Raw genomic sequence first — 23,727 nt, forward strand, 5'->3', positions numbered from 1 at the left:
GTCACGCGGCCTCCCTTTCGCTGACGCGCTGGAGTGGATAGCGTTCCATCAGCTTCGCGAGGATCGCCGTGCCAGTCGCGTCGATCGGCATGAACATGCGCAGCTTCCAGGAGATGATCTCGTGGAACAGCCCATAGGCGGTGAGGCGCTCGCGCATCGCGTCGGTGAATCCCGACAGCTCGATGCGGTGCGCGCCCATGACGCGGACGCGGCGAAGCTGAAGATCTTCGGCAAGGTGGAGGATGGCGCGGCCATCCGTCAGGGCGGCGAATGCGTCCTCTGCGGAGAGATCGGCGGCGCCGCTCGCGAGAGTTCCCGCGACCCAGGCGGCCGTGACCCGGCGGCCGATGATGCGTTCGCCGTCATCGGTCTGGAGGCGATAGACCCTAGTCGAATCCTTCGGCAGGCGTTTCCAGATCGGCAGCAGCAGGCCGGCGACGATGTGGATCGTGCTGTCGGAAAATTCTGGAACGGCGGCGACCTCGACGCCCCACGCGGCGGCGAAAGCGTGTCCGTCGGCCTCGGTCCAGTGGCTTTCCTCCATCATCTTCAGCGACGCATAATGCTGCTCGATCGGCCGGACGAGGCGCACGCGCTGCTCGATCTCGCCATCGTCGAGCATCAGCGACGGGGCAGGCAGTTGGATCGCCGCTCGGCCCGAGCGCTCGTTGACGAGCGGTATCGCGCGCCGATCGGCGAGAAGATCGCGCGCCCGGTCGAGCGTCAGGGGATGATTGCGCTCGCGCTGCGAGATCGCCAACAGGCGCGTCTCCGCCCCGGTGCCGGGATGGACGTAAATGGTCCGGCGATCGGTGACGAGGAAACTCTCGGCCCGTAGCGTCTCGAGTCCGACGTCATAGACGCCGGCGGCGATGGCGCCTTCGACCTTGGCGTTCAGCAATTGCTCGAAGGCCGTGAACAGCACGCCCTGGAGCTCGATGGTGAGCGCCAGCAGTCGATTGAGGAAGGTCGTGATCGGCGGCAGATCGTCCTTGATTCCGTTGGAATCCGTCAGCGACAATCCCGTCGCCTCTTCGAAGGTCTGCAAGGAGCAGCCCTCGATCTTGCCGCGGGCGAGCAGCAGATAGAGCTGACGCAGCGCGTCGCGCGCGTAATGACTCTCCAGATTGTCCTCGGGACGGAACAGGCCCTGGCCGCCAGTCTGACGCTGGCCGCGCGTGATTGCGCCGAGCGTGTCGAGCCGGCGCGCGATGGTCGAGAGAAAACGCTTCTCCGCCTTCACATCGGTCGCGATCGGCCGAAACAGCGGCGGCTGCGCCTGATTGGTGCGATTGGTGCGTCCGAGCCCCTGGATCGCCGTGTCGGCCTTCCATCCCGGTTCGAGCAGATAGTGGACGCGGAGCCGCCGGTTCCGAGCGGAGAGCTCGGCATGGTAGCTGCGCCCGGTGCCGCCGGCGTCGGAAAAGACGAGGATGCGCTTCAGATCGTCCATGAAGGCGGCGGTCTCGGCGAGATTGGCCGAGCGGGCGCGGCTTTCGACGGCGAGGCGCTCGCCCTTGCGCACAATGCGCCGCGCGCGCCCGGTCACTTCGGCGACCATGTCCGTCCCGAAGCGCTGGACGATCTGGTCGAGTGCGCCGGGAACCGGAGCGAGGGAGGCGAGCTTTTCGATGAGCGCAGTGCGGCGGGCGACCGCCTCGCGGCTCTCGACCGGCTGGCCGTCGCGAAAGACGGGTCGCGACGACAGATTGCCCTCGCTGTCGGTGAATGGCTCGTAGAGCTGCACCGGGAAGGAATGGGCGAGATAGTCGAGCACATATTCCCGCGGCGTGATGTCGATCTGGATGTCGTTCCATTCCTCGGTCGGAATTTCCGAGAGGCGACGCTCCATCAGCGCTTCGCCGGTCGAGACGATCTGGACGACGGCGGCGTGACCTTCCGCCATATCGCGCTCGATCGAGCGGATCAGCGTCGGCGTCTTCATGCTCGTCAGCAGATGGCCGAAGAAACGCTGCTTGGCGGATTCGAAGGCCGATCGCGCGGCGGCTTTGGCCTGCCGGTTGAGCGTTCCAGTGGCGCCGGTGATGTTCGCCGCCTGCATGGCGGCGTCGAGATTATTGTGGATGACGGCGAAGGCTTCAGCATAGGAATCGTAGATGCGGATCTGCTCCGGCGTGAGTCGATGCTCGACCAGCTCATATTCGACGCCCTCATAGCTGAGCGAGCGCGCCGTATAGAGTCCGAGGGCGCGAAGATCGCGGGCGAGCACCTCCATCGCGGCGACGCCGCCGGCTTCGATCGCCTCCACGAATTCTGCGCGCGTCGCGAAGGGAAAATCCTCGCCGCCCCAGAGGCCGAGGCGCTGGGCGTAGGCGAGATTATGGACCGTGGTGGCGCCGGTCGCCGATACATAGACGACGCGGGCGTTCGGCAGGGCGTGCTGGAGACGAAGTCCTGCGCGGCCCTGCTGTGAGGCGGCCTGGTCGCCGCGTTCGCCCTTGCCGCCGGCGGCGTTCTGCATGGCGTGGCTCTCGTCGAAAATGATGACCCCGTCGAAATCGGGGCCCAACCATTCGACGATCTGCCGCACGCGGGAAACCTTCTCGCCGCGCTCGTCGGAACGCAGCGTAGCGTAGGTCAAAAATAGGATACCTTCTTGCAGCGAGATCGGCTTGCCCTGGGGAAAGCGCGAGAGCGGCGTGACGAGCAGGCGCTCCATGCCGAGCGCCGACCAGTCGCGCTGCGCATCCTCGAGCAGCTTGTCGGATTTGGAGATCCACAGCGCCCTGCGGCGGCCCTGCATCCAATTGTCGAGGATGATCCCCGCCGACTGGCGGCCCTTGCCGGCGCCGGTCCCATCGCCCAGCATGAAGCCGCGGCGGAAGCGAACGGCGTTCTCGACGTCGTCGCGCGCCGCCGCGACGACGTCGAAGGTCTCGTCGACCGTCCATGAGCCGGCGAGAAATGCCGAATGCGCTTCTCCGGCGTAGATGACTGTTTCGAGCTGGGCGTCGGAGAGCAGGCCATTGGAGACGATGTTCGCCGGCAGCCGTGGCCGATAGGTCGGCTTCGGCGGCGCGACCGAGGCCATGGCGGCCGATTGCACCAGCTTGGTGGGATGCGCCTGAGAACCGGGAATACGGATCGACTGCAATCCGTATTCTTCATAGATTGCATCCGTCAGGCGAGCGCCTTCCGGCGGCGTCCAGTCGACGATTTCGTAGGCGAGCGCGGCGCCATCGGGCGCGCGGTCGAGCGTCTCTCGGCGAACCGGAGCGTTTCGAACGGAAACGGCTGGCGCCGTGCGCGGCCGCGGACCGCTGGCCGGCGTCGGCAAGGCGACCGGCAGGCGCGGCGGCGCCAGCTCGTCGATCCAGGTGAGCAGTGTCGCGACATCGGGCGCCATGCCGGGCGATGCCGGAAAGCCGGTCGGATCGTCCGCTGGCAGCTTGTCGATGATGGTCAAGCGCGTGTCGATCATCGTGCCATGCTTGGTGTAGACGGCGCCATCGACCACGGCGGAAAAGACGACGCGGCCGCGCTGCTGAAGGTGGATGAAGGCGTCTCGCCAATCAGGCGCGTCAGCTACGAAATTCGCGCCCGTGATCGCGACCAGGCGGCCGCCATCGGCCAGTCGCGCCAGCGCAGAGGCGATATGACGATGGGCGGCGTCCGCTACGCGGCCGGACACATTCGCCATCGCCGAAAACGGCGGGTTCATCAGCACGACGGAAGGAACGATTGCCCGATCGAGATGATCGTCGATCTGCGCCGCATCGAAGCGGGCAACCGGAATGGAGGGAAAAAGAAGAGAGAGAAGCTCCGCGCGGGTCTCGGCGAGCTCATTGAGAATGACCGATGCGCCGGCTGTCTCTGCGAGAACGGCGAGCAGTCCCGTGCCGGCCGAAGGTTCGAGAACGCGGTCGGTGGGTGAAATCGCCGCCGCGGTGAGAACCGCGAGGCCGAGCGGGATCGGCGTCGAGAATTGCTGAAAGGACTCGCTTTCCTCCGATCGGCGCGTATGCGTCGGCAAAAGGCCCGCGATTTTCGACAGCATCGGAAGGACGGCGGCCGAAGAGCCGGCTTTGCGGAAAAGCGCCTTTCCGTATTTGCGCAGGAACAGCGCCGTCGCCGTCTCGCAGGCGTCATAGCCCATCTTCCAGTCCCAGGCGCCGGAGGCGTCCGACGCGCCGAAGGCGGACTCCATCGCCGCGCGCAGGATTGCGGCGTCGACGCGGCGGCCCTGTTCGAGATGGGGAAGGAGCCTGCGGGCCGCATCGGCGATCGCGGAGCTGGTAGAAGAATGACGGTCGGGGGTCGCAGCCGCGTCGGCGGCTGCGGGAGCGGACTTCTTGAACATGGAAGAGGTCTCGGGAGAGCGGGAACGGACGAGCCGGCTGGCGCTCTCTCTCGGACCCGCCGGCTCGCCGCCCTCCCGGCCGGACTCTTCCTCTCCCGGCGTCTCCGACGAACCGCGTATGGACCAGGTCATCGGAAATCGCGTGATGGGGGGTGATGATGGAGCTCTCGATCGCCGGCATAAAAAATGGCGGAGCGCTTTGCAGCGCTCCGCCGAAAAGATCATTCATCCGCAATCGGAATCGGCGCTCTCGGCTGCTTCATCGTCCGAGAGAAACTCAGGCAACTCTTCGGATTCGTCGGTCGCGTCGCCTGCCGAGAGCTCCGTCTGCACACCGTCATCGAGCCGCAAAGGCTCCGGCAGCCAGCCAGAGTCAGCGAGCAGGCGTTCGGCTTCGACCGCCATCTCGCCCTTTTTCAGATGTTCGATGAGTTGGACCGCCCGTTCGCCCTTGGCTTCGCGGACGGCGTCCAGGATTCGTCGCTTCGGCACGCGACCGAGATAATTGTCGATGGTCGGCTTCCAGCCGGCGTCGACCATGTTCAAGCCGACCGCCCGAGCGAGCCGGTCGGCATTCTTCAGGCGCTGCTGCACCGAATGCGCCGTCGCCGCGCCCCCGCCATAGCGGTCAGTCTTTTCGTAGACGGCGTTGACGCCATGGCTGACACAATGCGCGAGCAGCGCGAGGCGGTGCGTGTCGTCGAGGTCGACGAGCCAATCCCAGAGGCCCTGGTCGTCCCTGGGAATGCTCGATTTCCACGCGTCCTGCCGCTCCGCGATCGCCTGTGAGCTGGCGCTGTTCTTCAGATCCGTGGGTTGGATCGGAAAGGAGATCTGCCGCAAGGAAATTTCCAATCCGGCGGCCGAAGTCGACGCATAATGGAAGGTGTCGGCGACGAGCTTATGCAGCAGGGCCGTCATGGCGACACGCGGATTATTCGCGACGGCGTTCTGCAGCGCCAAAGTTCTGTGCGCCGTCAGCTCGATCATCAAGCGCTCCGGCAATGGCGCGAGCGCATCGGCTTCATCTTCCTCCGAGTGGACCGGGCGGCCTTCGATGGTGATGACGGACTGCTGCGTCGCGGGAGCAATGGCCGGTGAGAACTCGCCTGCACCCGCGTCATCGTTCGTGCTCTTCTCATGAGCGGGCGGCTCGTCCTCGGGCCGGACATAGCCGCGATCGACAGATAGAAGGCCTTCGGCGTCGATGCTGACGAACGCTCCGGCGCGCGCGACGGCGACCGGGTCGAAGCTCCGCGGTCGATTTTGCAGCTCGGCGAGCGCCGTCTCGATCTCGCCCAGGCGTCGGTCCACATCCTCCGGCAGCTCGTCGACTTTTTCATATTCGGTCTCCAGGCTCTCATGTTCGGCTTCGAGCGAATCGATCGTCGCCTGTTCGTCGTCGGTCAACTCGGTGGATGCGCCGACGAGTTCTCTCAGCCCATTCGTATGTCCGAATGGAAACGAGACCGCGACCTCGATCCATTTCCAGCCTTCCGCGGCGACGGATTCGGCCGCCGCCTTCAACTTCTCGACGACGAGGGTGTCGAGCAACGCGACATTTTCCAGCCAACCGCCGTCGTCGTGCTGGAACAGGTCGCGCATGACGAGTCCGCCCGCTGCTTCATAGGCGTCGAGGCCGACGAAGACGGCTCGCCGATCGGCGGCGCGCACGGCTTTTTCCGTCAGCATGCGACGGATCTGGTAAGGTTCCTTCGACCATGACTTTTCCAGCGCCGCCCAGACCTGCTCCTGGCGAGCGTGGTCCGACGAGACGGTGAAGGACATCAGCTGCTCCAGCGACATTCCGTCTTCGGCATAGATGTCGAGAAGCTTCTCCGACACGGTGGTAAGCCGCAGGCGCTGCTTCACGACATTGACGCCGATGAAGAAGGCCGCGGCGATGTCTTCCTCGGATTTGCCCTTGGCCCGCATCGCCTGAAAGGCGCGGAACTGATCGAGCGGATGCAGCGGCGCGCGCTGGACATTTTCGGCGAGCGAGTCGTCTTCCGCGAGGATGTCGCTCGCGGGATCCCGGACGACGCAGGGGACGGGCGCCGTCTTGGCGAGCCGCTTCTGCTTGACCAGAAGCTCGAGCGCCCGATAGCGGCGGCCGCCCGCGGGAATTTCGAACATGCCGGTCTCGGCGCCATCGGCGTCGAGCACGGGCCGCACGTTCAGGCTCTGAAGCAGGGTGCGGCGCGCGATGTCCTCGGCGAGCTCCTCGATCGAGACGCCGGCTTTCACCCGCCGGACATTCGCCTGGGAGAGGACGAGCTTGTTGAAAGGAATGTCGCGCGAGGACGACAATGTGATTTTCTGAGCGGCAGTAGCCATGGGGATAGACTCCGTGACGGGCGCCCGAAAGCCTCTCTCTCGGCTTGAACCGTCACGAAGCGCGGCGCCGCCCTCTCACTCTGAGGACGGTGCCGCGGAATCGATGATCAGCAAAATCGGAAATGTGCGGAGCTGGAGACACGGGTTTCCGTGTCTCCAGCTTTCCGGAATTCAGGCCGCGCGATCGAGGAGCTTCTTGGCGCGCGCCTCCAGATCGAGACGGGCGTCCTGATGTGTCTTGTTCCGCGCGACGGCGGTGATGCCCTGCACAAAATCGAAGATGCTCTCGGGCTTGCGGCCTTCCTCGGCCAACACGGTCTCGATGATCTTCGCAGTCTCCTTCTTGGAAAAACCGCGCCGTCGCAGGAACTCGTCTCGGTCCTCGTCGGTGCGGGCGACGATATTCTCCCGCGCCGCCTTGATGCCGTTCACGAAAGGCATGGGCGAGGAATCGGCGAATCGGGTCAGCGCCGGGGCGGCCTCATGCGCGAAGCGGGAGGCTGCGTATTTTGAGTGGCGGATGGTGATTTCCTCGAAATCTTCGACGCCCCACAGATTCCTATTTTGGCAGACCGCGCGGAGATAGAAGCTCGCCATGCCCAGCGTCTTGGCGCCGACCTCGGAATTCCAGCAGTAGAAGCCACGGAAATAAAGATCGGGCGAGCCATCCGGCAGCCGACCAGCCTCGATCGGATTGAGATCGTCGACAAGGAAGAGGAAAACGTCGCGGTCCGAGGCATACAGTGTCGTCGTGTCCTGGGTGATATCGACACGCGGATGGTAGATTCCGGTAGGCCAGTCGAGCACGCCCGGCACCTTCCAGCGCGTATCGCCCGTGCCGTTGCCCGCGATGCGTTGCACGGCCTCGACAAGTTCATGGTCGTAGATGCGGCCATAGTCCGGGCCGGTGACGGCGCGCAGCTCGACGCGCTCGTCTTCGATCTCCAACGTCTTGACCTGCTCGGCACGATTCGTCGTCAAGCCGTATTGGAGGTTGATGCCGGCGAGCGGCGCCGGGAGCTGGCGGAGGTAGGCGGCCGGCGCGCCGACCAAGCTCGCGAGCTGACCAAAGCTCCAATGCGTCGGAGCGATCGGCGCGTCCGAACCAGGCAATGCCAGAGTGAGGCGCTCCGCGTTACCGCGGTCGGCCTCCACCCGGATCGCCGTGCTCTCCACCGTCCGAGTCCGGCTGCGCTCGGTCCGTCCGCGCACCGCCGCGTAGAGGTTCGACAGGGAAAGAAAGCGCTCGTCCGGCGGCCGCGAGAACCACTCCGAGGATACGCGACCGACGCGCTCGCCACGCGTCACATCCACCTTGTAACCACCGGCGTGGTCGCGGTCAGCGCTCAGAATTTCGACTTGGGTCACGAGACATCTCCATGACGGGCGCCGGAGGCCTCTCCTCCAGCTCTCAAACCGCCACGGAGATCCTGTCCGCACTCTCACTCTAAACGAGCAGCCGTGGAGATCATGCCCGAAGCAGCGCGGTCGGCCGCCACAGCGGTGACCAGGGAAGAGGCTCGCCTCCGGCTCTTCTAGGCCGCAGCTCGCATTCGCCCGATTAGCGGGTCATTGACTTCCAATCAGCCGACTCCAGCCGTATCTTTCAGTGGTTTCAGCTATGCCCTTGTGCCACAGACTATATCGGTTAGCCAGGAGAACCCCATGGAAGACTGGCCGCCGACGCCGAGGATCTGTACCATACGAGCTGTCCGGTGCGACAGATACCATAACTCAAGCAGCGCAGAACGCTTCTCGATGGCGGGCTACGTACGCGGGATGCGGCCACAGCTTCTCATCCTTCGGTAAGTGGATACGATCCATCTGCTTGGCAAAGAGGTCGCGCAACTCCGCAGGGATCTTGTTGTGGGAGACCAGCAGCCGATAGTCGTCTGTGAGAGAGATAAGATGACGATCGAACAACCAATGCACGGTGCCCGAAAGAGCAAGGCCGTTTTGCACGACGTCCGGACCACCTAGCCGCGATTATGCAGCGCTTGACCGGCTCGCGCGGTGAAGTGGAAGATTTTTTGGGTTCGAGATAACCGCGCGCGCAGCGCCAGCGGCTCTGGCGGCGGGCCGGAGTTTCGAACGGCGAAGGCTTGCGGGTTGAGGGAAAAGGGTTCGGATTTCGGGGGCGCTCGCCCCGCGCTTCATGTCGCGAGGCGCGGGATGCGCGCGAGCGCAATGCGGAGGAATTGCCGGTCGGGACAGCTGGTCGGCAGATGGATTTTGATGGCGGTCTTCATCTCGACGACGCGCGCGGCGATCTTCACGAGGCGCAGACGAAGAGTATCGAACTGAGCCGTGCGCCAAGACGAGCGCTTGGGCGCGGCCATGCGCAGGCCCCACATGATCCAATAGGCGCCGGCGTGCAGGAACAGGCGAAGCTGATTGGCCGTCGCTTTCATGCATGAGGTTCGGTCGGCGCAAAGATGCGTCTTCCAGGATTTTATATGGTTCTCGGCCTGGCCGCGCCGGCAGTAGACATCTTCATAGAGACGGCGGGCGTTGCGGGCCTCGAGATTGGTGACGACGAAGCGCGTGTCGACGCCGTCGGGCCCGGCTTCGGTTCGCGCGATGATACGCTCGACGCGGCTCCAGCTCTGCGCGCCGTCGAGGAATTCCTTGTAGCGCCGCGCCTTGCCGGCCGAAGGCGCCGCTTCGAACACGGCCTTGGTTTTGGCTTCGAGCCCGAGGATATGCGACCTCAGCGTCGTCGTCGGGGCGACGCCGAAGATGAAGTCGAGGCCATTGGCGCGGCAGAAGTCGATCGTCTCGGGCGGGCAATAATGGCTGTCGGCGCGCAGCGGAATTTTCGTTCTCGGCCAATTGGCGCGGATGCTGCGCAGCAGGCGGCGCAGGAAGCGTTCGGCCTCTTTTCCGCTGGGGCGCTTGGCCGGCCGCAGCATGGCGGACACGAAGCGGCCGGAGCCGTCGAACACGACGATCGGCTGAAAGCCATATTCGTCATGATGCGCATTGAAGAGGCGGAGTTGCTGGCCTCCATGGACGGCGTCGAAAGTGTCGTCGATGTCGAGCGTGATGCGCTCTGGAACGCGATGGAACGACTCGCAATAGAGATCGGCCATGGCGCGGCCCATGCGCAGCAGAGCGCGAGCGTTCGGCAGATTCTCGAAGCGCGAGATCGTTGATTGCGAGGCGAGCTCGCGCTCGGAAGGCGCGAGCCCTTGCGCCATCTTGAACATCGGATCGCCGCGCAGCGCCGAGGCGTCGTTGCCGTCCTCATAGCCGGCGCCGATCATGAGGAGGCGAAAGCGAATGATGTCGGCGAGCGTATGGGTGACGAGATCGGGATCGCGCGGATCACGGATGCAGCCGGCGAGCCGCTTCGCGACGCGCAGGCGCTGCTCGATCTCACGCAGCAGCAGCACGCCGCCATCGGATGACAGCAGGCCGCCGTCGAATTTGGCGACGACAGCCTTGCCGGAAACAGGTGACAGGCCGGAAAGCGGCAGGGTAAAATCGTTCATGGCGGGGCGTGGCGGCTTCGAAATGGCGCGAGTTGGATTCGACACCCGAACTCTACGCCAAATCAAAAGGCTGTACCACCCCCGCCAACCTACGCTGAATTTTCCCGGCTAGCGCGACTGACCATATATGTGCTGCCTGAACCTCGGCTCTACCGCCACCATTGACAATTCGGAGACCCGTTACGGCGCATCGATCGTCATAGGCATCGCAAACTTGGCGACGAAAATTAGCGTCGCGAATCTTTCTATTCAGAAGAATCTGTTCGATCCGCCGGGCTTGTTCCTCGGGTGGCGCTCTAACGAGTTCCAAGGTATCCGGATCAACCTGACCGGGATCGAGCACCAGGCGCAGAGCGTTTTCGCGCGACAGCGTCTCGGCGAGACCGGCGCACGCAATCGTGGCAAAATCGGAGTCCGATATGGTCCGGACCGACTTGCCCTGCAAATAGGCTCCGACACGGGATGGGTCGGTTAATTCCCTCAAGGCGGCCTCGGCATAGGTACCTCCATCTGCGAAGGGAACGGGTCGATCGAACGGTAGATATTCGCTCATCAAAGCGTAGGAGTAACCTGGCCGCTCAGGATCGTTTTCCAACCGCAATAGCCTAGCGACCGCGATATACGCGCGTCGGCCCCGATTTCTCTGAGGCTCCCTATATATGATCCAGTCGCCGACAAGCCGTTCGGCCACTTCTCGGTACTGACGAGGAAAGTGGTATCGACGTGTTATCTCGTCGTCGTATCCCGAATCAGGCTTGGTATCGAATATCCCCTTCACCGTCGTTTCCGTTCGCGCCCTATGCCCTGGTCTTCTCATCGGAGGCGAGGGCATCGCCCGCTACTTCTCGTGGTTCCGATGAAAGCGAGGCAATCTCCGCGTTGAGTTCATTCAACCGCGCGCGCAAAGCGGATCGATCCGCCGTAACACTCGCGATCGAGCTACCTGGCGTACCTGACAGCGTCGCGACGAGCTGATCTCGCTCGTCCTCGAGCTGGCGAAGTTTGATCTCAAAATCCCTCGCCTCTGCGGCATCACTCTGTCTGCGCCTAGCGTTCTCGTCAGCGAGCAAGCTCTCTTCCACTTTATCGACATTCGCCTTGATCTCGGGATAGCGATCTGCGGCGAAACGAAGGAATTGACTAAACTCATAGATGTGGAAGTCCTGGCCGTTCTCCGCTTTGAATTCCTCGACGAGTTCAGGACGCGGACCAAGTTTCCGGCCCCTGTGGATCCACCACCAATCTTCCTTCGCGTCATCGGAGATAAAGATGATCTGCTGCCGTTTCCGTGGACTCCGCCGGGCTGACGTAGCCGATCGTCGAGTGCCTGCACGAAGCGAAGTAGAGCATATTCGCGTCGAAAAATCTTGGCGAAATAATCGCTCGGCGCGATTGGCCGCGCTTATCCCGCGGAGCTCGGACGCCATGTTTTCTGGGGCATTCGCCAATCGATTCCGTCCAAGAGAAAAGCCAGCTGCGCGGCCGATATCGCCGCCGCGCCGCTTGCCGCCGAAGGCCATATGAATCGTCCGCGCTCGAGACGTTTCGTAAACATGCATGCGCCCTGGCCGTCGTGCCAGATCAGCTTTATTCTGTCGCCTCGACGGCCTCGGAAGACGTAGAGATCGCCCGCATGAGGATTGCGCTTCATGCCTTCCTGCACAAGCAAGGCGAGAGTGTCGAATCCCTTTCTCATGTCGGTATGGCCGGCGCATAAGAACACGTGAACGCCGCCGCCGAAGGAAATCATCGCTCAGCGCTCCGCCTTCGACAAGGCGCCTATGACGCTCGCCAATATTTTCGCATCGAGCGCGCCTTCGATCTTCATACGTGCGCCGCCCGCGAACTCGATGGTGATCATCGACGGCGCCGACTCCGCCGCGGGCATAGGCGCTGGCGACGGAGGTGCGATCGTCACGGGAACGAAAGTCGGCGCGTCTCGCGTGTCGAGCTCGCTCGATATCAATGGAGCCGCCGAGAGCGCTCTTCGCCACCGATAGAGAAGGCTCGGGTCGACGCCGGCCGCCCGCGCGATCTCCACGACGTTCGCCCCCGGAGCCGCGGCCGCCATGGCCAATCGCTCCTTCTCGGCGAGAGAGTGTTTGCGACGTCGCTCGACCGACGTGATGACCTCGATGCGATCCATCGGCGCTCTGTGACTAACCTGTGGCTAGTCACAGTGTCTTATCCGACGCACTGATTCGTAAGGCGGTCGTCGTCGGACGAATAGTGCGCCAGTGAAACTGGTGAAGGATAGTCGATGAAAGTTCGACACAGGAAAGGAGTAGCGATCCATTCTGGCCCCGAGTCATGCGGGGGCGGCCGTGAGGCCGTCGTCGAAGCGTTGACAGGGGAAACCGTAGGCCAGCCATTGAGCCGCGAAATCGGAATGTCTGGGGCGCCGACGCTGTTATTCTATGCGGAAGGCAAAACCGAAGATGGCGCTAATCGCGAGCCGTCCGAGGGTCCCACGCGGTCGAAGACCCTGCGCATGCGGCGAAATCCTTCGCACAGGAACTGGGAGGTCTCGTCGGACCCCGGCTCGCCGGGAATGTCGGGGAAGGCCAAACGCCACAAGCCCGATATCACTGCCGACGAGAAGTCGGATGCCCGCGTAGTACCGATGAACGATCCGAACAACGGCGACGGGTCCACACCGACGCCAGCGGAGGATCGGGAGGAAAGGCGGGCAGCCAAGAGGAACGCCGTACATCCCCCCGCGCCCCGGACACAGAGCCGGGCCGGCGCGTCGATGGGGCTGGGCGGCGTACGTGAAGTTGCCCGCAAGGGCAGGGATGTGCGGTTCACCGCGCTCATGCATCACGTCACGCCCGACTTGCTGGCCGAGAGCTTCCTGGATTTGAAGCGCTCGGCCGCCGCGGGCGTCGATGGCGTTACGTGGCGCGATTACGAGAACGGTCTAGAAGATAAAATCGTGGCGCTTTGGGACGCGGTCCAATCGGGTCGCTATCGGGCGCAGCCGTCGCGACGGGTTTACATCCCGAAGGCGGACGGCTCTCAAAGGCCATTGGGCATCGCTGCGCTGGAAGACAAGATCGTCCAGCACGCGGTGGCTACGGTCTTGAGCGCGATTTATGAAACAGACTTCCTCGGCTTTTCTTATGGGTTTCGACCGGAGCGGGGCCAGCATGATGCGCTGGATGCGCTTTGTATCGGGCTCACTCGAAGGAAAGTGAATTGGGTTCTCGACGCCGACATCAAGTCGTTCTTCGACACGATCGACCACGACTGGATGATGCGGTTCCTCGAGCACCGGATCGCGGACGGGCGCGTTCTACGCCTGATCCGCAAATGGTTGACGGCCGGCGTCATCGAGAACGGGAAGAAGACGGCCTCGCTCGTAGGCACGCCGCAGGGAGCGGTCATTTCGCCGCTGCTTGCCAATGTTTACCTGCATTACGTTTTCGACCTGTGGATACATCGGTGGCGACGGCGCGAAGCCAAGGGGGATGTGATCGTCGTCCGATATGCGGACGACAGCGTCGTGGGCTTCGAGTTCGCCGAGGATGCTCGGGCATTTCTCGATGACCTGCGAAAGCGTTTGGGCCAGTTCGGGCTCTCGCTCAACGAGGCGAAAACCCGAATACTGGAGTTCGGACGCTATGCAATCGAGCGCCGCGCACGTCGCGGGCAACGCCGCCCGGAAACCTTCGACTTTCTCGGCTTCACGCATATCTGCGGGCAGCGGAGAAAAACTCGAAGCTATATCGTACGGAGGTTGACTGTGGCGAAGAGGCTCCGCGCGACATTGCAAGCGATCCGACTAACCCTGATGCAACGACGGCATGCGTCAATCAAATCGGTGGGCGTATGGCTTCGTCGAGTTGTGCAGGGCTACCTGAACTATCACGCTGTGCCCGGCAATCTGAAAAGGCTCGGAATGTTCCGCGCCGAAGTCTGCCGGGCTTGGATGCGCGCTCTGCGACGGCGCAGCCAGCGTTCGCGCCTGACCTGGGAGCGCTTCCAACGCCTCATCGCGCTCTACATCCCCAAAGTCCGTGTTCTGCATCCCTATCCGAACCAGCGCTTCGCGTCATGACTCGAGGCAAGAGCCGTATGCGGTAATTCTGCACGTACGGATCTGTGCGGGGGGCGTGGGGCAACCCACGTCCCTACCGCGACCGATTGATCTCTCCAAGCATCTGAAGCACACGCGGATCGGGCGTGAGATCGAATTCCTGAGTCATTCCCAACCCCGCCTCGTGCCCGATGAGCCGCCCGTAGTTCTCGGCGTCGCCAATTCTGAATTCTTGACGTCCGCAACAAGTCTTCGCAGGTGCTCGGGCTTGGTCTCGCATTCCCACACCTCGATAACCCGCCAGCCCTGGCTTTCCAGCGTCGCCTTCACACGCTCATCGCGCTGGCGATTACCCGTGAGCTTGGGTTCCCAAAAATCCAGTCTGGATTTCGGCATCCTAGCCAGTCGACAATCAGGGCTCGGATGTTGATGCCAAAAACACCCGTGAACGAAGATCACGATCCGGCGGCTGCGGAAAACCACATCCGGTTTTCCGGGAAGCCCTTTCGCCTGCAAGCGGTAGCGCAGGCCCGCCGCGTGCAGCGCTCGTCTGACACGCAGCTCAGGCTTCGTGTCCTTGCCGCGCACGAGCGACATTTGCGCGCTTCTGGCGGGATCGATCTCATTCGTCGTCGACACCACCAGCCTCGTCCGGTTCTGGACCAACGGCGCTCTCTCCAACCGGGGGCACGTCCTCGTCGGCACGGGGAGCGTCGTCTTGCCGAAAGCCCGCCAGTATCTCCTCAAGCAGCGCCGCGTGGTCACGACGCGCGGGCACACGTTCCAACGTGGCCTTGATGCGATGCGCGATTTCGTCCGGCGTGAGCGAGTCAGCCAAACGCACATCAAGGGCCCACGGTCGCCCCGGATGAACGACGTCCCAAGGGGATCGTTTGTTGGCGCGCGTCGTGGCCGCATCGCCATGCTTGCTCATTCCCCAGCAAGCTTTGGTCTCCGAATTCCAGATGGGCCAAAACGTCCGAATAAGGTGTTTTTCGGCAACGAGTTGCGCGTTCGTCGCGCACACAAGCCTCCGACAGGAAAAGTCGGAAAGTCGAATGACCGACAAATGAGGCGGTATCCGATCGGAGAAAGCCTCCGCTGTGGCGATGGTCCCGGCGTGTTCCATGAGCCGGCCCGTGAGTTTCGGTCCTTGCTCACGCGTCGTGCTCGCGTCGTCGTTCGCCGGGTCGGCCTTTCCGACATAAATCGGCGTCTCTGATCCGGTGATCCCTTCATAAAGCGGGTGATCGCCACGATAGTAGATGGCGTAAACGCCGGAGCCGTAGGCTGGACGGACATCGCCAAGCGGAAGCAGCGGCTGAGCCAACAGCGCGATGGACACCATCCGGCCGATTGCCTTTGGATCGGCGGGATCAAAGGTCGACCGCGGCATTCGTATTGGATCCGTCGCGGACCGGGCCGCCTCGACAGCATCCGCATGGGCGGCGAGGCCTTCTCGGATACGACGCACGGTCGCTGGCGACGGATTATTCCCCACAGCGGCCAAAACAGCCGCCACGGCGTCCTCCAGTGCCTTTATCGCCGCGCGATCTGGTGCGAGCGCCATAGATTAACCCCCCTCGGCTGCCGACACGAGGTCTCTCGCCCGCGACTCGCCCTCTGGCTCCAGTGGAAGCCTTAATTCTAAGCCACACGACGTCTGGGAGCCAGCGCGCCGCCCGCCGCCTCCGCCTGTGTCTTCAGCCATTTACCAGCCGCAGCTCCCAAGGGGGCCGGGACCGCATTTCCGAGCTGGCGCATGCTTTCTGTCCAGGACCGGGGAAACTCGTAATCATCGGGCAATCCCACCAAGCGCGCCGCCTCACGGGTCGTGAAATATCGAACCGTGCCGTCATCGCGGACCATCATATTCTCACCGCCCGGTACGCCATGATCCCCGGCTTTCAGCGCCTTCGCCGGCAAATCCAACGGGCTCCCGGTGTGCCCCGGATAGACTCGCGCGCCTGGCTGCATCACGTGGTTACGCCCTCCATTTGGTTCACCGAGCCCCCTCAGCGCGTCCCTGACAGTAACCCAGGCGGTTCCGTCGGGCTCTCGTCCCTCCCGCGCCAATTGTTCAACGCGAACCTGATCCTGCCGAAGAATCGCTTCCCGGCGTCGCTTCAAACCGTGTCGAGCCCAATACTCGCCAGTGACATATTGATCCCATAACAGGCGATCACGCGAGTGGGTTGGCTTCATCGGCACCGGAACCACGCCAAGATCTTTCCGAACTCCAAAGATCAAAACGCGATGTCGAATTTGAGCAGCCCCGAAGTCGGCCGCGTTCACAAGTTGCCAGACGACCTCGTAATCCGGCCTGGCCCTTGACGCGAGCAACCTCGCGCGATGCTCGTCATGGCTTTCATCTGGACGCCTGACCAAGGCCGGCCGCTCAAGATGCGCCACGATCCAGTCGAGATAGGATCGAAAGCGCGGTCCCGCGATATTCCTCACATTCTCAAACAGGAAGAGGCGCGGCTTTGCCTCGCGAATGGCGCGTATGGCTTCCGGCCACATATCGCGATGATCGTCCTGACCTCGCTTCTTCCCTCCGATTCCAAATGGCTGACAAGGCGGGCCACCCGATACAAGGTCGAGAGCACTTAATGCTTTCCAGTTGATCTCGCGGACATCCTGGAGCCCCATCGGCCAGTCCCGGACGTGCTCGACGCCCTTGTTTTTGTTGTGAAGCACGGTGGCGACGGCGTCGTGGTCAAATTCCGCCATATATCGATGCTTGAAGCCGGCATGGGACATGCCCAAAGCCAGTCCTCCACATCCGGCGAAGAGTTCAGCGCTTTGCATCCTCGCCTCCTTCGAGATCCAGCGGCAACATCGGTCCGCCAGCCGCTTCTTCCAAAAACTTTTCGACCGCCCGTCGGACAAGCCAAGCAACCTTCACGCCCTGCGTTTTCGCGAGGCGATCGAGTTCGGCCTTCTGCTTGCGCGATAAGGTCGTAGTGACCCTCTCAGCATCGCGGCCATCCTTACCCACTTCTCATCTCCGCGGCAATCCGCGGCGTTCCGCGGCTATGGGCAGCTTGCAGCGCAATCGTCAATTTTTCAATTACGAGATTGGACGAGGAGCGCGAACATATCAAGAACATTCACTGTCCTGGGCTGACTATCGCTGGGGACGACGGCGCACCCACCACGATTCGAGCGCGTGCCCCCACCTTCGTAGGGCATTGGTCTATGCAGCCAGACGGGGAGGCAGAGCAGCCCCCTGGGCTGTATCCACGGTGTGACCCATGGAGCGCATCAACGCTGTGCAGCGGGCGGTGGAAGTCACGCGGAGCCACCGAACGATGCCGCAATCGAATCCGGGAGCCAACGGATCGTGTGTCTGCCCATGAGGCGTCATCCGCACCAAAGTCACGCCATGACGTCCGAGAACGCTCTTTCTCGTGCTTACAACCTGCTGATAAAGAGCCGTCGGGTACGCGTTGTCAGCAAAAATGGATCCGAAGAGCCATTCTTATCTATCTACGTTGTTGATAAACGTGAGCGGGCGAAGGGGTTCGAACCCTCGACCCCAACCTTGGCAAGGTTGGGAATTCTGTCGGGACAAGGGCGTCCCGCTTGCCATGGATGCAGGCGAAGGCGGAGGACGGATCCCTTGACCCCCCAAATCTGCGCCTTATCCTTAGAACGCTGTGGTTCCCCCTGAGCCATAGCAAGCGAGACGCCCCGACCGTAGACCACGCGGCGGGGCGTTTCTTTTCTCCTCAAATTGTGTCGTATGGACGCGGTAGAGCAAGCACCAGTTGAATCCAATGCTCCCTATCTCACTGCGTGTGGAGGCGTCGGGTTTACGCTTTCGTCTCCCGCTGGTAGAAAGGATCATGGTTCGTCTGCTCCGCTCGCTTCTTCCCATCCTCGTGCTGGCTTCGCTGCTGGCTGGCGGGGGAGCGGGTCCGCGCGCCGATCGCGGATGCGATGGTATGAGCGCCGCGGCTGTGGAAGATTGCCATAAAGCTGTCGGAGATCACGGTGCCCAAAGCGCCGACGATTGCGCGGCAGTGTCTTGCGGCCAAGTCCCACCAGTCGCCGGCCCAATCGAAGCATTCTTCCGCCTGCCGGTCTTCGCCGCGGTGGTCGCTATCGTCGCCGCGAGCGACGTCGATCCCGCCTCCCTGGCCGGTTCTCCGGACCTTCGACCTCCGATCGCCTGAAGCCATATTCGCGGGCTCCGCCGCTCACGCGGCGCGACGGCTTCGTGAGCTTCAACGCAATCCGCCGCCGCTGCGGCTGGAGATCGAAATCATGCCTCCTTTCGCGCCTTTGTTCGGCGCGCTCGCGCTCGCCGCGAGCGTGACCGTGTCAGTGCTTCACGCTTTCCATTCCGACGCGGCCCAATCGAGTCGCCCGATCACGGCCGCCGCGCTCGACGATCCCATTCTCTTCTATCGTGATCCGATGGGCGGCGGCGAGGTCTCGCGCCATCCGCGCAAGGACGGGATGGGAATGGACTTTCTGCCGGTGCGCCGATCGCAGATCGCGCCGTTCATCGGAAAGCTTCCCGATCCGCCCGCGGCCTCGCGCGAGGAGCCGCTCTTCTATCGCGATCCGATGGGCGGCGACGATATTTCCGCAGGCCCGCGAAAGGACGGCATGGGCATGGACTATCTGCCGGTCCGGCCGGCCGATCTGCGCGCTGTCCTCCCCGAGCTCTCCGCGAAGCCGCGTGCGAAGCGAATCCTCTACTACCGCAATCCGATGGGGCTGCCCGATGTTTCGCCGGCGCCGAAGAAGGATGCGATGGGCATGGATTACACGCCCGTCTATGAGGGCGACGAGGCCGAGGCCGATGGCGCGGTGCGCATCGCGCCCGGAAAAATCCAGCGCACGGGCGTGCGCTCGGAACTGGTGAGGCGTCGGCCGCTCGTCGCCAAGATTCGCGTGCCCGGCGCGGTGCAGGTCGACGAGCGCCGCGTCGCCGTGGTCGCGACGCGCTCCGAGGCTTTCGTCGAGAAGGTCGCCGACGCCACGACCGGCGCGCGCGTCTCCAAGGGCCAGCCGCTGGTGAGGCTCTATTCTCCGGCCATCGCCGCGGCGGCGGCGGATTATCTGGTTTTAGCGGGCTCTCAGACGGGCGACGCGAGATTGCTCGACGGCGTGCGGAGGAAGCTCGAGACGCTGAACGCGCCGCCGGAATTCATCGCCGAGATCGCCCGCAGCCGCCGCGTGCCGGCGAGCGTCTCCTGGCCGGCGCCGCGCGACGGCGTCATTCTCGAGCGCAACGCCGTCGATGGAATGAAGGCCGAGGCCGGCCAAGTGCTGTTCCGCATCGCCGATCTTTCGGTGGTCTGGGCGCTCGTCGACGTCGCCGAGCAGGATTATGCGCGGCTGCGCGTCGGCCAGCCTGTCGAGATCAGAGCGCGCGGCCTGCCGGATCGCGTCTTCTCCGGCCATGTGACGGTCGTCTATCCGCAGATCAATCGCGAGACACGCACGGCGCGCGTGCGCATCGAGCTGGCCAACGCCGATCTGATCTTGCGGCCGGACATGTATGTCGAGGCGGAGATTCTGGCCGGCGACGCCGAGCAGATCGTGACCGCGCCCGAGAGCGCGGTGATCGAGACCGGCAAGCGCGCGCTTGTCCTCCTCGACAAGGGCGATGGGCGTTTCGAGCCGCGCGAGGTGATGCTCGGCCGGCGCGGCGAAGGATTCGTCGAGGTGCGGAGCGGCCTCGACGAGATGGACCGCGTGGTGACGGCGGCCAATTTCCTCATCGATTCGGAGAGCAATCTGCGGGCGGCGCTGCAAACCCTCGCCGGAGCGGAGGCGGCGCGATGATCTCCCGTCTCATCGCCTGGTCGGCGCGCAATCTCGTCCTCGCCTTTCTCGGCGCCGCTTTCGCGATCGGGGCGGGACTCTATGCGCTGCGCACGCTGCCGCTCGACGCGCTTCCCGATCTCTCCGACGTGCAGGCGATCGTCTACACGGAATATCCCGGGCAGGCGCCCCAGGTCGTGGAGGACCAGGTCACCTATCCGCTGACGAGCGCGATGCTGACGGTGCCGCGCTCGAAAGTGGTGCGCGGCTTCTCCTTCTTCGGCGTCTCCTTCGTCTATGTGATCTTCGAGGATGGCGTCGATCTCTATTGGGCGCGCTCGCGCGTGCTCGAATATTTGAGCGCTGCGGGCAAGAAGCTGCCGCAAGGCGTGACGCCGACGCTCGGCCCGGACGCCACCGGCGTCGGCTGGGTCTATCAATATGCGCTCATCGCCAAGGAGATGACGCTCGCCGAGCTGCGCTCGCTGCAGGATTGGACGCTGCGCTACGGCCTCTCCAAGGCGGAGGGCGTGGCGGAGATCGCCAGCGTCGGCGGTTTCGTCAAGCAATATAATGTCGTCGTCGATCCCAACCGGCTGCGCGCGCTGGGCGTCTCGCTGAAGCAGCTGCGCGAGGCGATCCGCGCCAGCAACACGGATGTCGGCGGACGCACGGTGGAGCTTTCCGAATTCGAGTTCATCGTGCGCGGCCGCGGCTATTTGAAGAGCGCCGCCGATATAGAGCATATCGGCTTGCGCGCGGAGAATGGCACGCCTCTGCTGCTGCGCGATGTCGCGCGCGTCGAGCTGGGGCCGGACGAGCGCCGCGGCGTCGCCGAGCTCGACGGCGAAGGCGAGGTCGCCAGCGGAATCGCGCTGCAGCGTTACGGCGTCAATGCGCTGAGCGTGGTCGAGAATGTGAAGGCGGCGCTCGCGCGGCTCATGCCCGGACTGCCGAAAGGCGTCGAGATCGCGACCGTCTATGATCGCTCGCCGCTCATTCATGCGGCGATCGAGACATTGCGCAAGGCGCTCGTCGAGGAGAGCGTCATCGTCGCGCTCGTCTGCGCCGCCTTTCTGATGCATATGCGCAGCGCGATCGTCGCGATCGTCATGCTGCCGATCGGCGTGCTCATCGCCTTTGCGGCGATGAAGGCGATCGGCGTCGGCTCCAACATCATGAGTCTCGGCGGCGTCGCCATCGCCATAGGCGCGATGGTCGATGCGGCGATCGTCATGATCGAGAATGCCCATAAGCATTTGGAGCGCGCGCCGCCGCAGAAGCCGCGCCTCGACATATTGATCGAGGCGGCGAGCGAAGTAGGGCCGGCGCTATTCGTCAGCCTGCTCGTCATCACCGTCTCCTTCCTGCCGATCTTCACGCTCGAGGCGCAAGAAGGGCGGCTGTTCGCGCCGCTCGCCTATACCAAGACCTTTGCGATGGCGGCGGCGGCGCTGCTCTCGGTGACGCTAGTTCCGGCGCTGATGGTCGTCTTCGTGCGCGGGAAGATCGTTCCGGAAGCGAAGAATCCGATCAATCGCGCGCTGATCTATCTCTATCGTCCGATCATCGCGCGCGTCCTGAGAGCGAAGACGGCGACGATCCTTCTCGCCATCGTCGCTATGCTCGTGACGATCGTCCCGGCGCGCCGGCTCGGCGGCGAATTCATGCCGACGCTGGACGAGGGCGCCTTGCTCTACATGCCGACGACGCTGCCCGGCCTCTCCGTCACCAAGGCCGCCGAATTGCTGCAGACGCAGGATCGCATCATCAAAAGCTTTCCCGAGGTCGCATCCGTCTATGGCAAGGCTGGCCGCGCGGCGACGGCGACCGATCCGGCGGCGCTCGAAATGTTCGAGACCATCATCGCGCTGAAGCCGAAGGAGCAATGGCGCGCGGGGCTGACGACGAGCAAGCTCGTCGCCGAGCTCGACGCCGCCTTGCAGTTTCCCGGCGTCTCCAACGCCTGGACCATGCCGATCAAGGCGCGGGTCGACATGCTCGCGACGGGCATTCGTACGCCGATCGGCGTGAAAATCTTCGGCCGTGATCTCGCGCAGATGGAAGGCGTCGCGCGGCAGGTCGAGGTCGTGCTGAAGCGCGTTCCCGGCACGGCGAGCGCCTATGCCGAGCGCGTCAACGGCGGCTATTTCCTCGACATCGTCCCCGATCATCCGGCGCTCGCGCGCTATAATCTGATGATCGGCGATGTGCAGGAGGTGATCGCCACCGCGCTCGGCGGAGAGACGATCACGACGACGGTCGAAGGGCGCGAGCGCTATGGCGTCAACATCCGCTATCCGCGCGAGTTCCGCTCCGATCCGCAGACGATCGCGAAAGAAGTGCTCGTGCCGCTGCCGCGTGGCGGCGCGGTTCCGCTGGGCGAGGTCGCGAGGATCGAGCTCATGCGCGGGCCGACGTCGATCCGCACGGAGAACGGCCAGCTCGCGGTCTATGTCTTCGTCGATGTGCGCGACCGCGATCTCGGCTCCTATGTCGCCGAGGCGCAGAAAGCCGTGGCGCAATCAGTCTCTTTTCCCGCTGGCTCCTATGTGACCTGGAGCGGGCAGTTCGAATATATGCAGCGCGCCGAGGCGCGATTGAAAGTCGTCGTTCCGCTGACGCTCGTGATCATCTTCCTGCTGCTCTATCTCAATTTCCGTCGCTTGACTGAGACGCTGATCGTGATGGCGTCCTTGCCCTTCGCGCTGGTCGGCGGCGTGTGGGCGATGTGGCTCATGGGCTTCGATCTCTCGGTCGCGGCGGCGGTCGGCTTCATCGCGCTCGCCGGCGTCGCCGCAGAGACCGGCGTCGTCATGCTGATCTATCTGGATCAGGCTTTGAAGGAGATCGCCGCCGAGCGCGCCGCGCAGGGGCGGGCCTTCACGCGCGCCGATCTGCATGATGCGATCATGCTCGGCGCCGTCGAGCGCGTGCGTCCGAAGATGATGACGGTCACGGCCATCATCGCCGGCCTGCTGCCGATCCTCTGGAGCCATGGCGCGGGCTCGGAGGTCATGCAGCGCATCGCGGCGCCGATGATCGGCGGAATGGCCTCCTCGACCGTGCTGACTCTCGTCGTCATTCCGGCGATCTATGCGCTCGTCAAGGGCTTCCGCTTGCCTCGCGCCCGAGTTACTTCGAACGCAGGCCGAGCAGCACACGGCCGTCCGACTCGGAATTGACGCTCGATCCCGTGATGGCCGATGGCTTCGATACGAGCGCCCGCGCGCGCAGTCGAGAGGCGTCGACGCCGAGCCGCGTCAGCGCCACGACGACCGTCTCCGCCCGCTGCTTCGACAGCTTCTGGGCGTCGCCATAGACGGCGACGATCGCTCTGGCGCGGGGATGGGTCGTCAGAATATCGGCGATTGCCTTCAATCGCGTTTGCGCAGTGGGTTGCAGGCCGGCTCCGCGCGGCTCGAAGACCACGCCGTCGAGCTCGAACCAGGCGAGCTTTCGCGCTGGCGGCGTTTCGCGGTCGAAGTAGGCGCGCAGCTTCGACTCCACTCCTTCGCTCGCAGCGACGCTGGATCGCGCATCCGTCTTGGGCGCTTCGGCCGATCGCTCCGTGACCGAGGGCGTCGGCTCGCGCTGCGCCGGTGGAGACGGCGGCGTCTCGGCGACGGGGAGGAAGCGCGGCCGCCAGTCGAGCCACGTCAGCCCCGCCGCGAGCGCCAGCGCGGCGGCCGTCATTCCCGCCAACGCCAGACGTCTCGATCTTTCCGGGCGACGCAGGGCGCCGGCGGCCG

17 protein-coding genes and 1 pseudogene are annotated in these 23,727 nt (G+C 63.8%); 3 read left to right on the forward strand and 15 right to left on the reverse strand.

Going from position 1 to position 23,727, the window contains the following annotated elements:
• Position 1: 1 nt before the first annotated feature.
• The 9 genes and pseudogenes from METLW3_RS0106790 to METLW3_RS0106830 form a co-directional block, all read right to left on the reverse strand.
• Positions 2-4,321, reverse strand: coding sequence for a bifunctional class I SAM-dependent methyltransferase/DEAD/DEAH box helicase (locus METLW3_RS0106790; protein ID WP_024879213.1), 4,320 nt, complete (start codon positions 4,319-4,321; stop codon positions 2-4).
• A gap of 225 nt (positions 4,322-4,546) precedes the next feature.
• Positions 4,547-6,658 carry a ParB/RepB/Spo0J family partition protein gene (locus METLW3_RS0106795; RefSeq protein WP_024879214.1) on the reverse strand — a complete coding sequence of 704 codons (2,112 nt, stop codon included), beginning with the start codon at positions 6,656-6,658 and terminating at the stop codon, positions 4,547-4,549.
• A 171-nt stretch (positions 6,659-6,829) separates the two neighbouring features.
• Positions 6,830-8,026, reverse strand: coding sequence for a hypothetical protein (locus METLW3_RS0106800; RefSeq protein WP_024879215.1), 1,197 nt, complete (start codon positions 8,024-8,026; stop codon positions 6,830-6,832).
• A gap of 366 nt (positions 8,027-8,392) precedes the next feature.
• Positions 8,393-8,635, reverse strand: a pseudogene (locus tag METLW3_RS0106805) (HNH endonuclease); the annotation flags it as partial.
• Positions 8,636-8,811: 176 nt separating this feature from the next.
• Positions 8,812-10,152: an IS1380 family transposase gene (locus METLW3_RS0106810; protein ID WP_024879217.1), complete on the reverse strand. Its 1,341-nt coding sequence runs from the start codon at positions 10,150-10,152 to the stop codon at positions 8,812-8,814.
• Positions 10,153-10,204: 52 nt separating this feature from the next.
• The gene (locus tag METLW3_RS28730; RefSeq protein WP_198022748.1) at positions 10,205-10,747 is read right to left on the reverse strand and encodes a hypothetical protein; all 543 of its coding nucleotides are present in this window, start codon (positions 10,745-10,747) and stop codon (positions 10,205-10,207) included.
• Between the two features lie 202 nt (positions 10,748-10,949).
• Entirely contained in the window at positions 10,950-11,672 is a 723-nt protein-coding gene (locus METLW3_RS25235) for a PIN-like domain-containing protein (RefSeq protein ID WP_245267238.1), read from the reverse strand.
• Positions 11,555-11,902: an IS66 family insertion sequence element accessory protein TnpB gene (tnpB, locus tag METLW3_RS0106825; RefSeq protein ID WP_024879220.1), complete on the reverse strand. Its 348-nt coding sequence runs from the start codon at positions 11,900-11,902 to the stop codon at positions 11,555-11,557. The genes METLW3_RS25235 and tnpB overlap by 118 nt, the downstream gene beginning before the upstream one ends.
• Positions 11,903-11,905: 3 nt before the next feature.
• The gene (locus METLW3_RS0106830; protein ID WP_024879221.1) at positions 11,906-12,298 is read right to left on the reverse strand and encodes a transposase; all 393 of its coding nucleotides are present in this window, start codon (positions 12,296-12,298) and stop codon (positions 11,906-11,908) included.
• Between the two features lie 114 nt (positions 12,299-12,412).
• On the opposite strand from METLW3_RS0106830, the gene ltrA reads away from it, so the two are divergent.
• A complete protein-coding gene (ltrA, locus tag METLW3_RS0106835; RefSeq protein WP_024879222.1) occupies positions 12,413-14,212 on the forward strand; it encodes a group II intron reverse transcriptase/maturase in 1,800 nt (599 codons plus the stop codon).
• Positions 14,213-14,356: 144 nt separating this feature from the next.
• On the opposite strand, the gene METLW3_RS27410 is transcribed toward ltrA, so the two are convergent.
• The 5 genes from METLW3_RS27410 to METLW3_RS28130 all read right to left on the reverse strand — a co-directional run bounded on the left by METLW3_RS27410 (position 14,357) and on the right by METLW3_RS28130 (position 18,378).
• A complete protein-coding gene (locus METLW3_RS27410; RefSeq protein ID WP_245267239.1) occupies positions 14,357-14,830 on the reverse strand; it encodes a very short patch repair endonuclease in 474 nt (157 codons plus the stop codon).
• Positions 14,814-15,761 carry an Eco29kI family restriction endonuclease gene (locus tag METLW3_RS27415; protein ID WP_198022749.1) on the reverse strand — a complete coding sequence of 316 codons (948 nt, stop codon included), beginning with the start codon at positions 15,759-15,761 and terminating at the stop codon, positions 14,814-14,816. The genes METLW3_RS27410 and METLW3_RS27415 overlap by 17 nt, the downstream gene beginning before the upstream one ends.
• Positions 15,762-15,838: 77 nt before the next feature.
• Positions 15,839-17,002 carry a DNA cytosine methyltransferase gene (locus METLW3_RS27420; RefSeq protein WP_084484796.1) on the reverse strand — a complete coding sequence of 388 codons (1,164 nt, stop codon included), beginning with the start codon at positions 17,000-17,002 and terminating at the stop codon, positions 15,839-15,841.
• Positions 16,989-17,192, reverse strand: coding sequence for a ribbon-helix-helix domain-containing protein (locus METLW3_RS27425; RefSeq protein WP_084484797.1), 204 nt, complete (start codon positions 17,190-17,192; stop codon positions 16,989-16,991). The genes METLW3_RS27420 and METLW3_RS27425 overlap by 14 nt, the downstream gene beginning before the upstream one ends.
• Before the next feature lie 817 nt (positions 17,193-18,009).
• Positions 18,010-18,378 carry a hypothetical protein gene (locus METLW3_RS28130; protein ID WP_024879227.1) on the reverse strand — a complete coding sequence of 123 codons (369 nt, stop codon included), beginning with the start codon at positions 18,376-18,378 and terminating at the stop codon, positions 18,010-18,012.
• Positions 18,379-18,463: 85 nt separating this feature from the next.
• Between METLW3_RS28130 and METLW3_RS0106865 the strand changes: the two genes are divergently transcribed.
• Together METLW3_RS0106865 and METLW3_RS0106870 are read left to right on the forward strand one after the other, a co-directional pair.
• Entirely contained in the window at positions 18,464-19,996 is a 1,533-nt protein-coding gene (locus METLW3_RS0106865) for an efflux RND transporter periplasmic adaptor subunit (protein ID WP_024879228.1), read from the forward strand.
• Positions 19,993-23,160 carry a CusA/CzcA family heavy metal efflux RND transporter gene (locus tag METLW3_RS0106870; protein ID WP_024879229.1) on the forward strand — a complete coding sequence of 1,056 codons (3,168 nt, stop codon included), beginning with the start codon at positions 19,993-19,995 and terminating at the stop codon, positions 23,158-23,160. The genes METLW3_RS0106865 and METLW3_RS0106870 overlap by 4 nt, the downstream gene beginning before the upstream one ends.
• Here the strand turns inward: METLW3_RS0106870 and METLW3_RS29035 are convergent.
• A complete protein-coding gene (locus tag METLW3_RS29035) occupies positions 23,111-23,671 on the reverse strand; it encodes an OmpA family protein (protein ID WP_245267441.1) in 561 nt (186 codons plus the stop codon). The two genes, METLW3_RS0106870 and METLW3_RS29035, sit on opposite strands and share 50 nt — an antisense overlap.
• Between the last annotated feature and the right edge of the window lie 56 nt (positions 23,672-23,727).

The organism is Methylosinus sp. LW3, from assembly GCF_000527115.1.
GTDB lineage: Bacteria > Pseudomonadota > Alphaproteobacteria > Rhizobiales > Beijerinckiaceae > Methylosinus.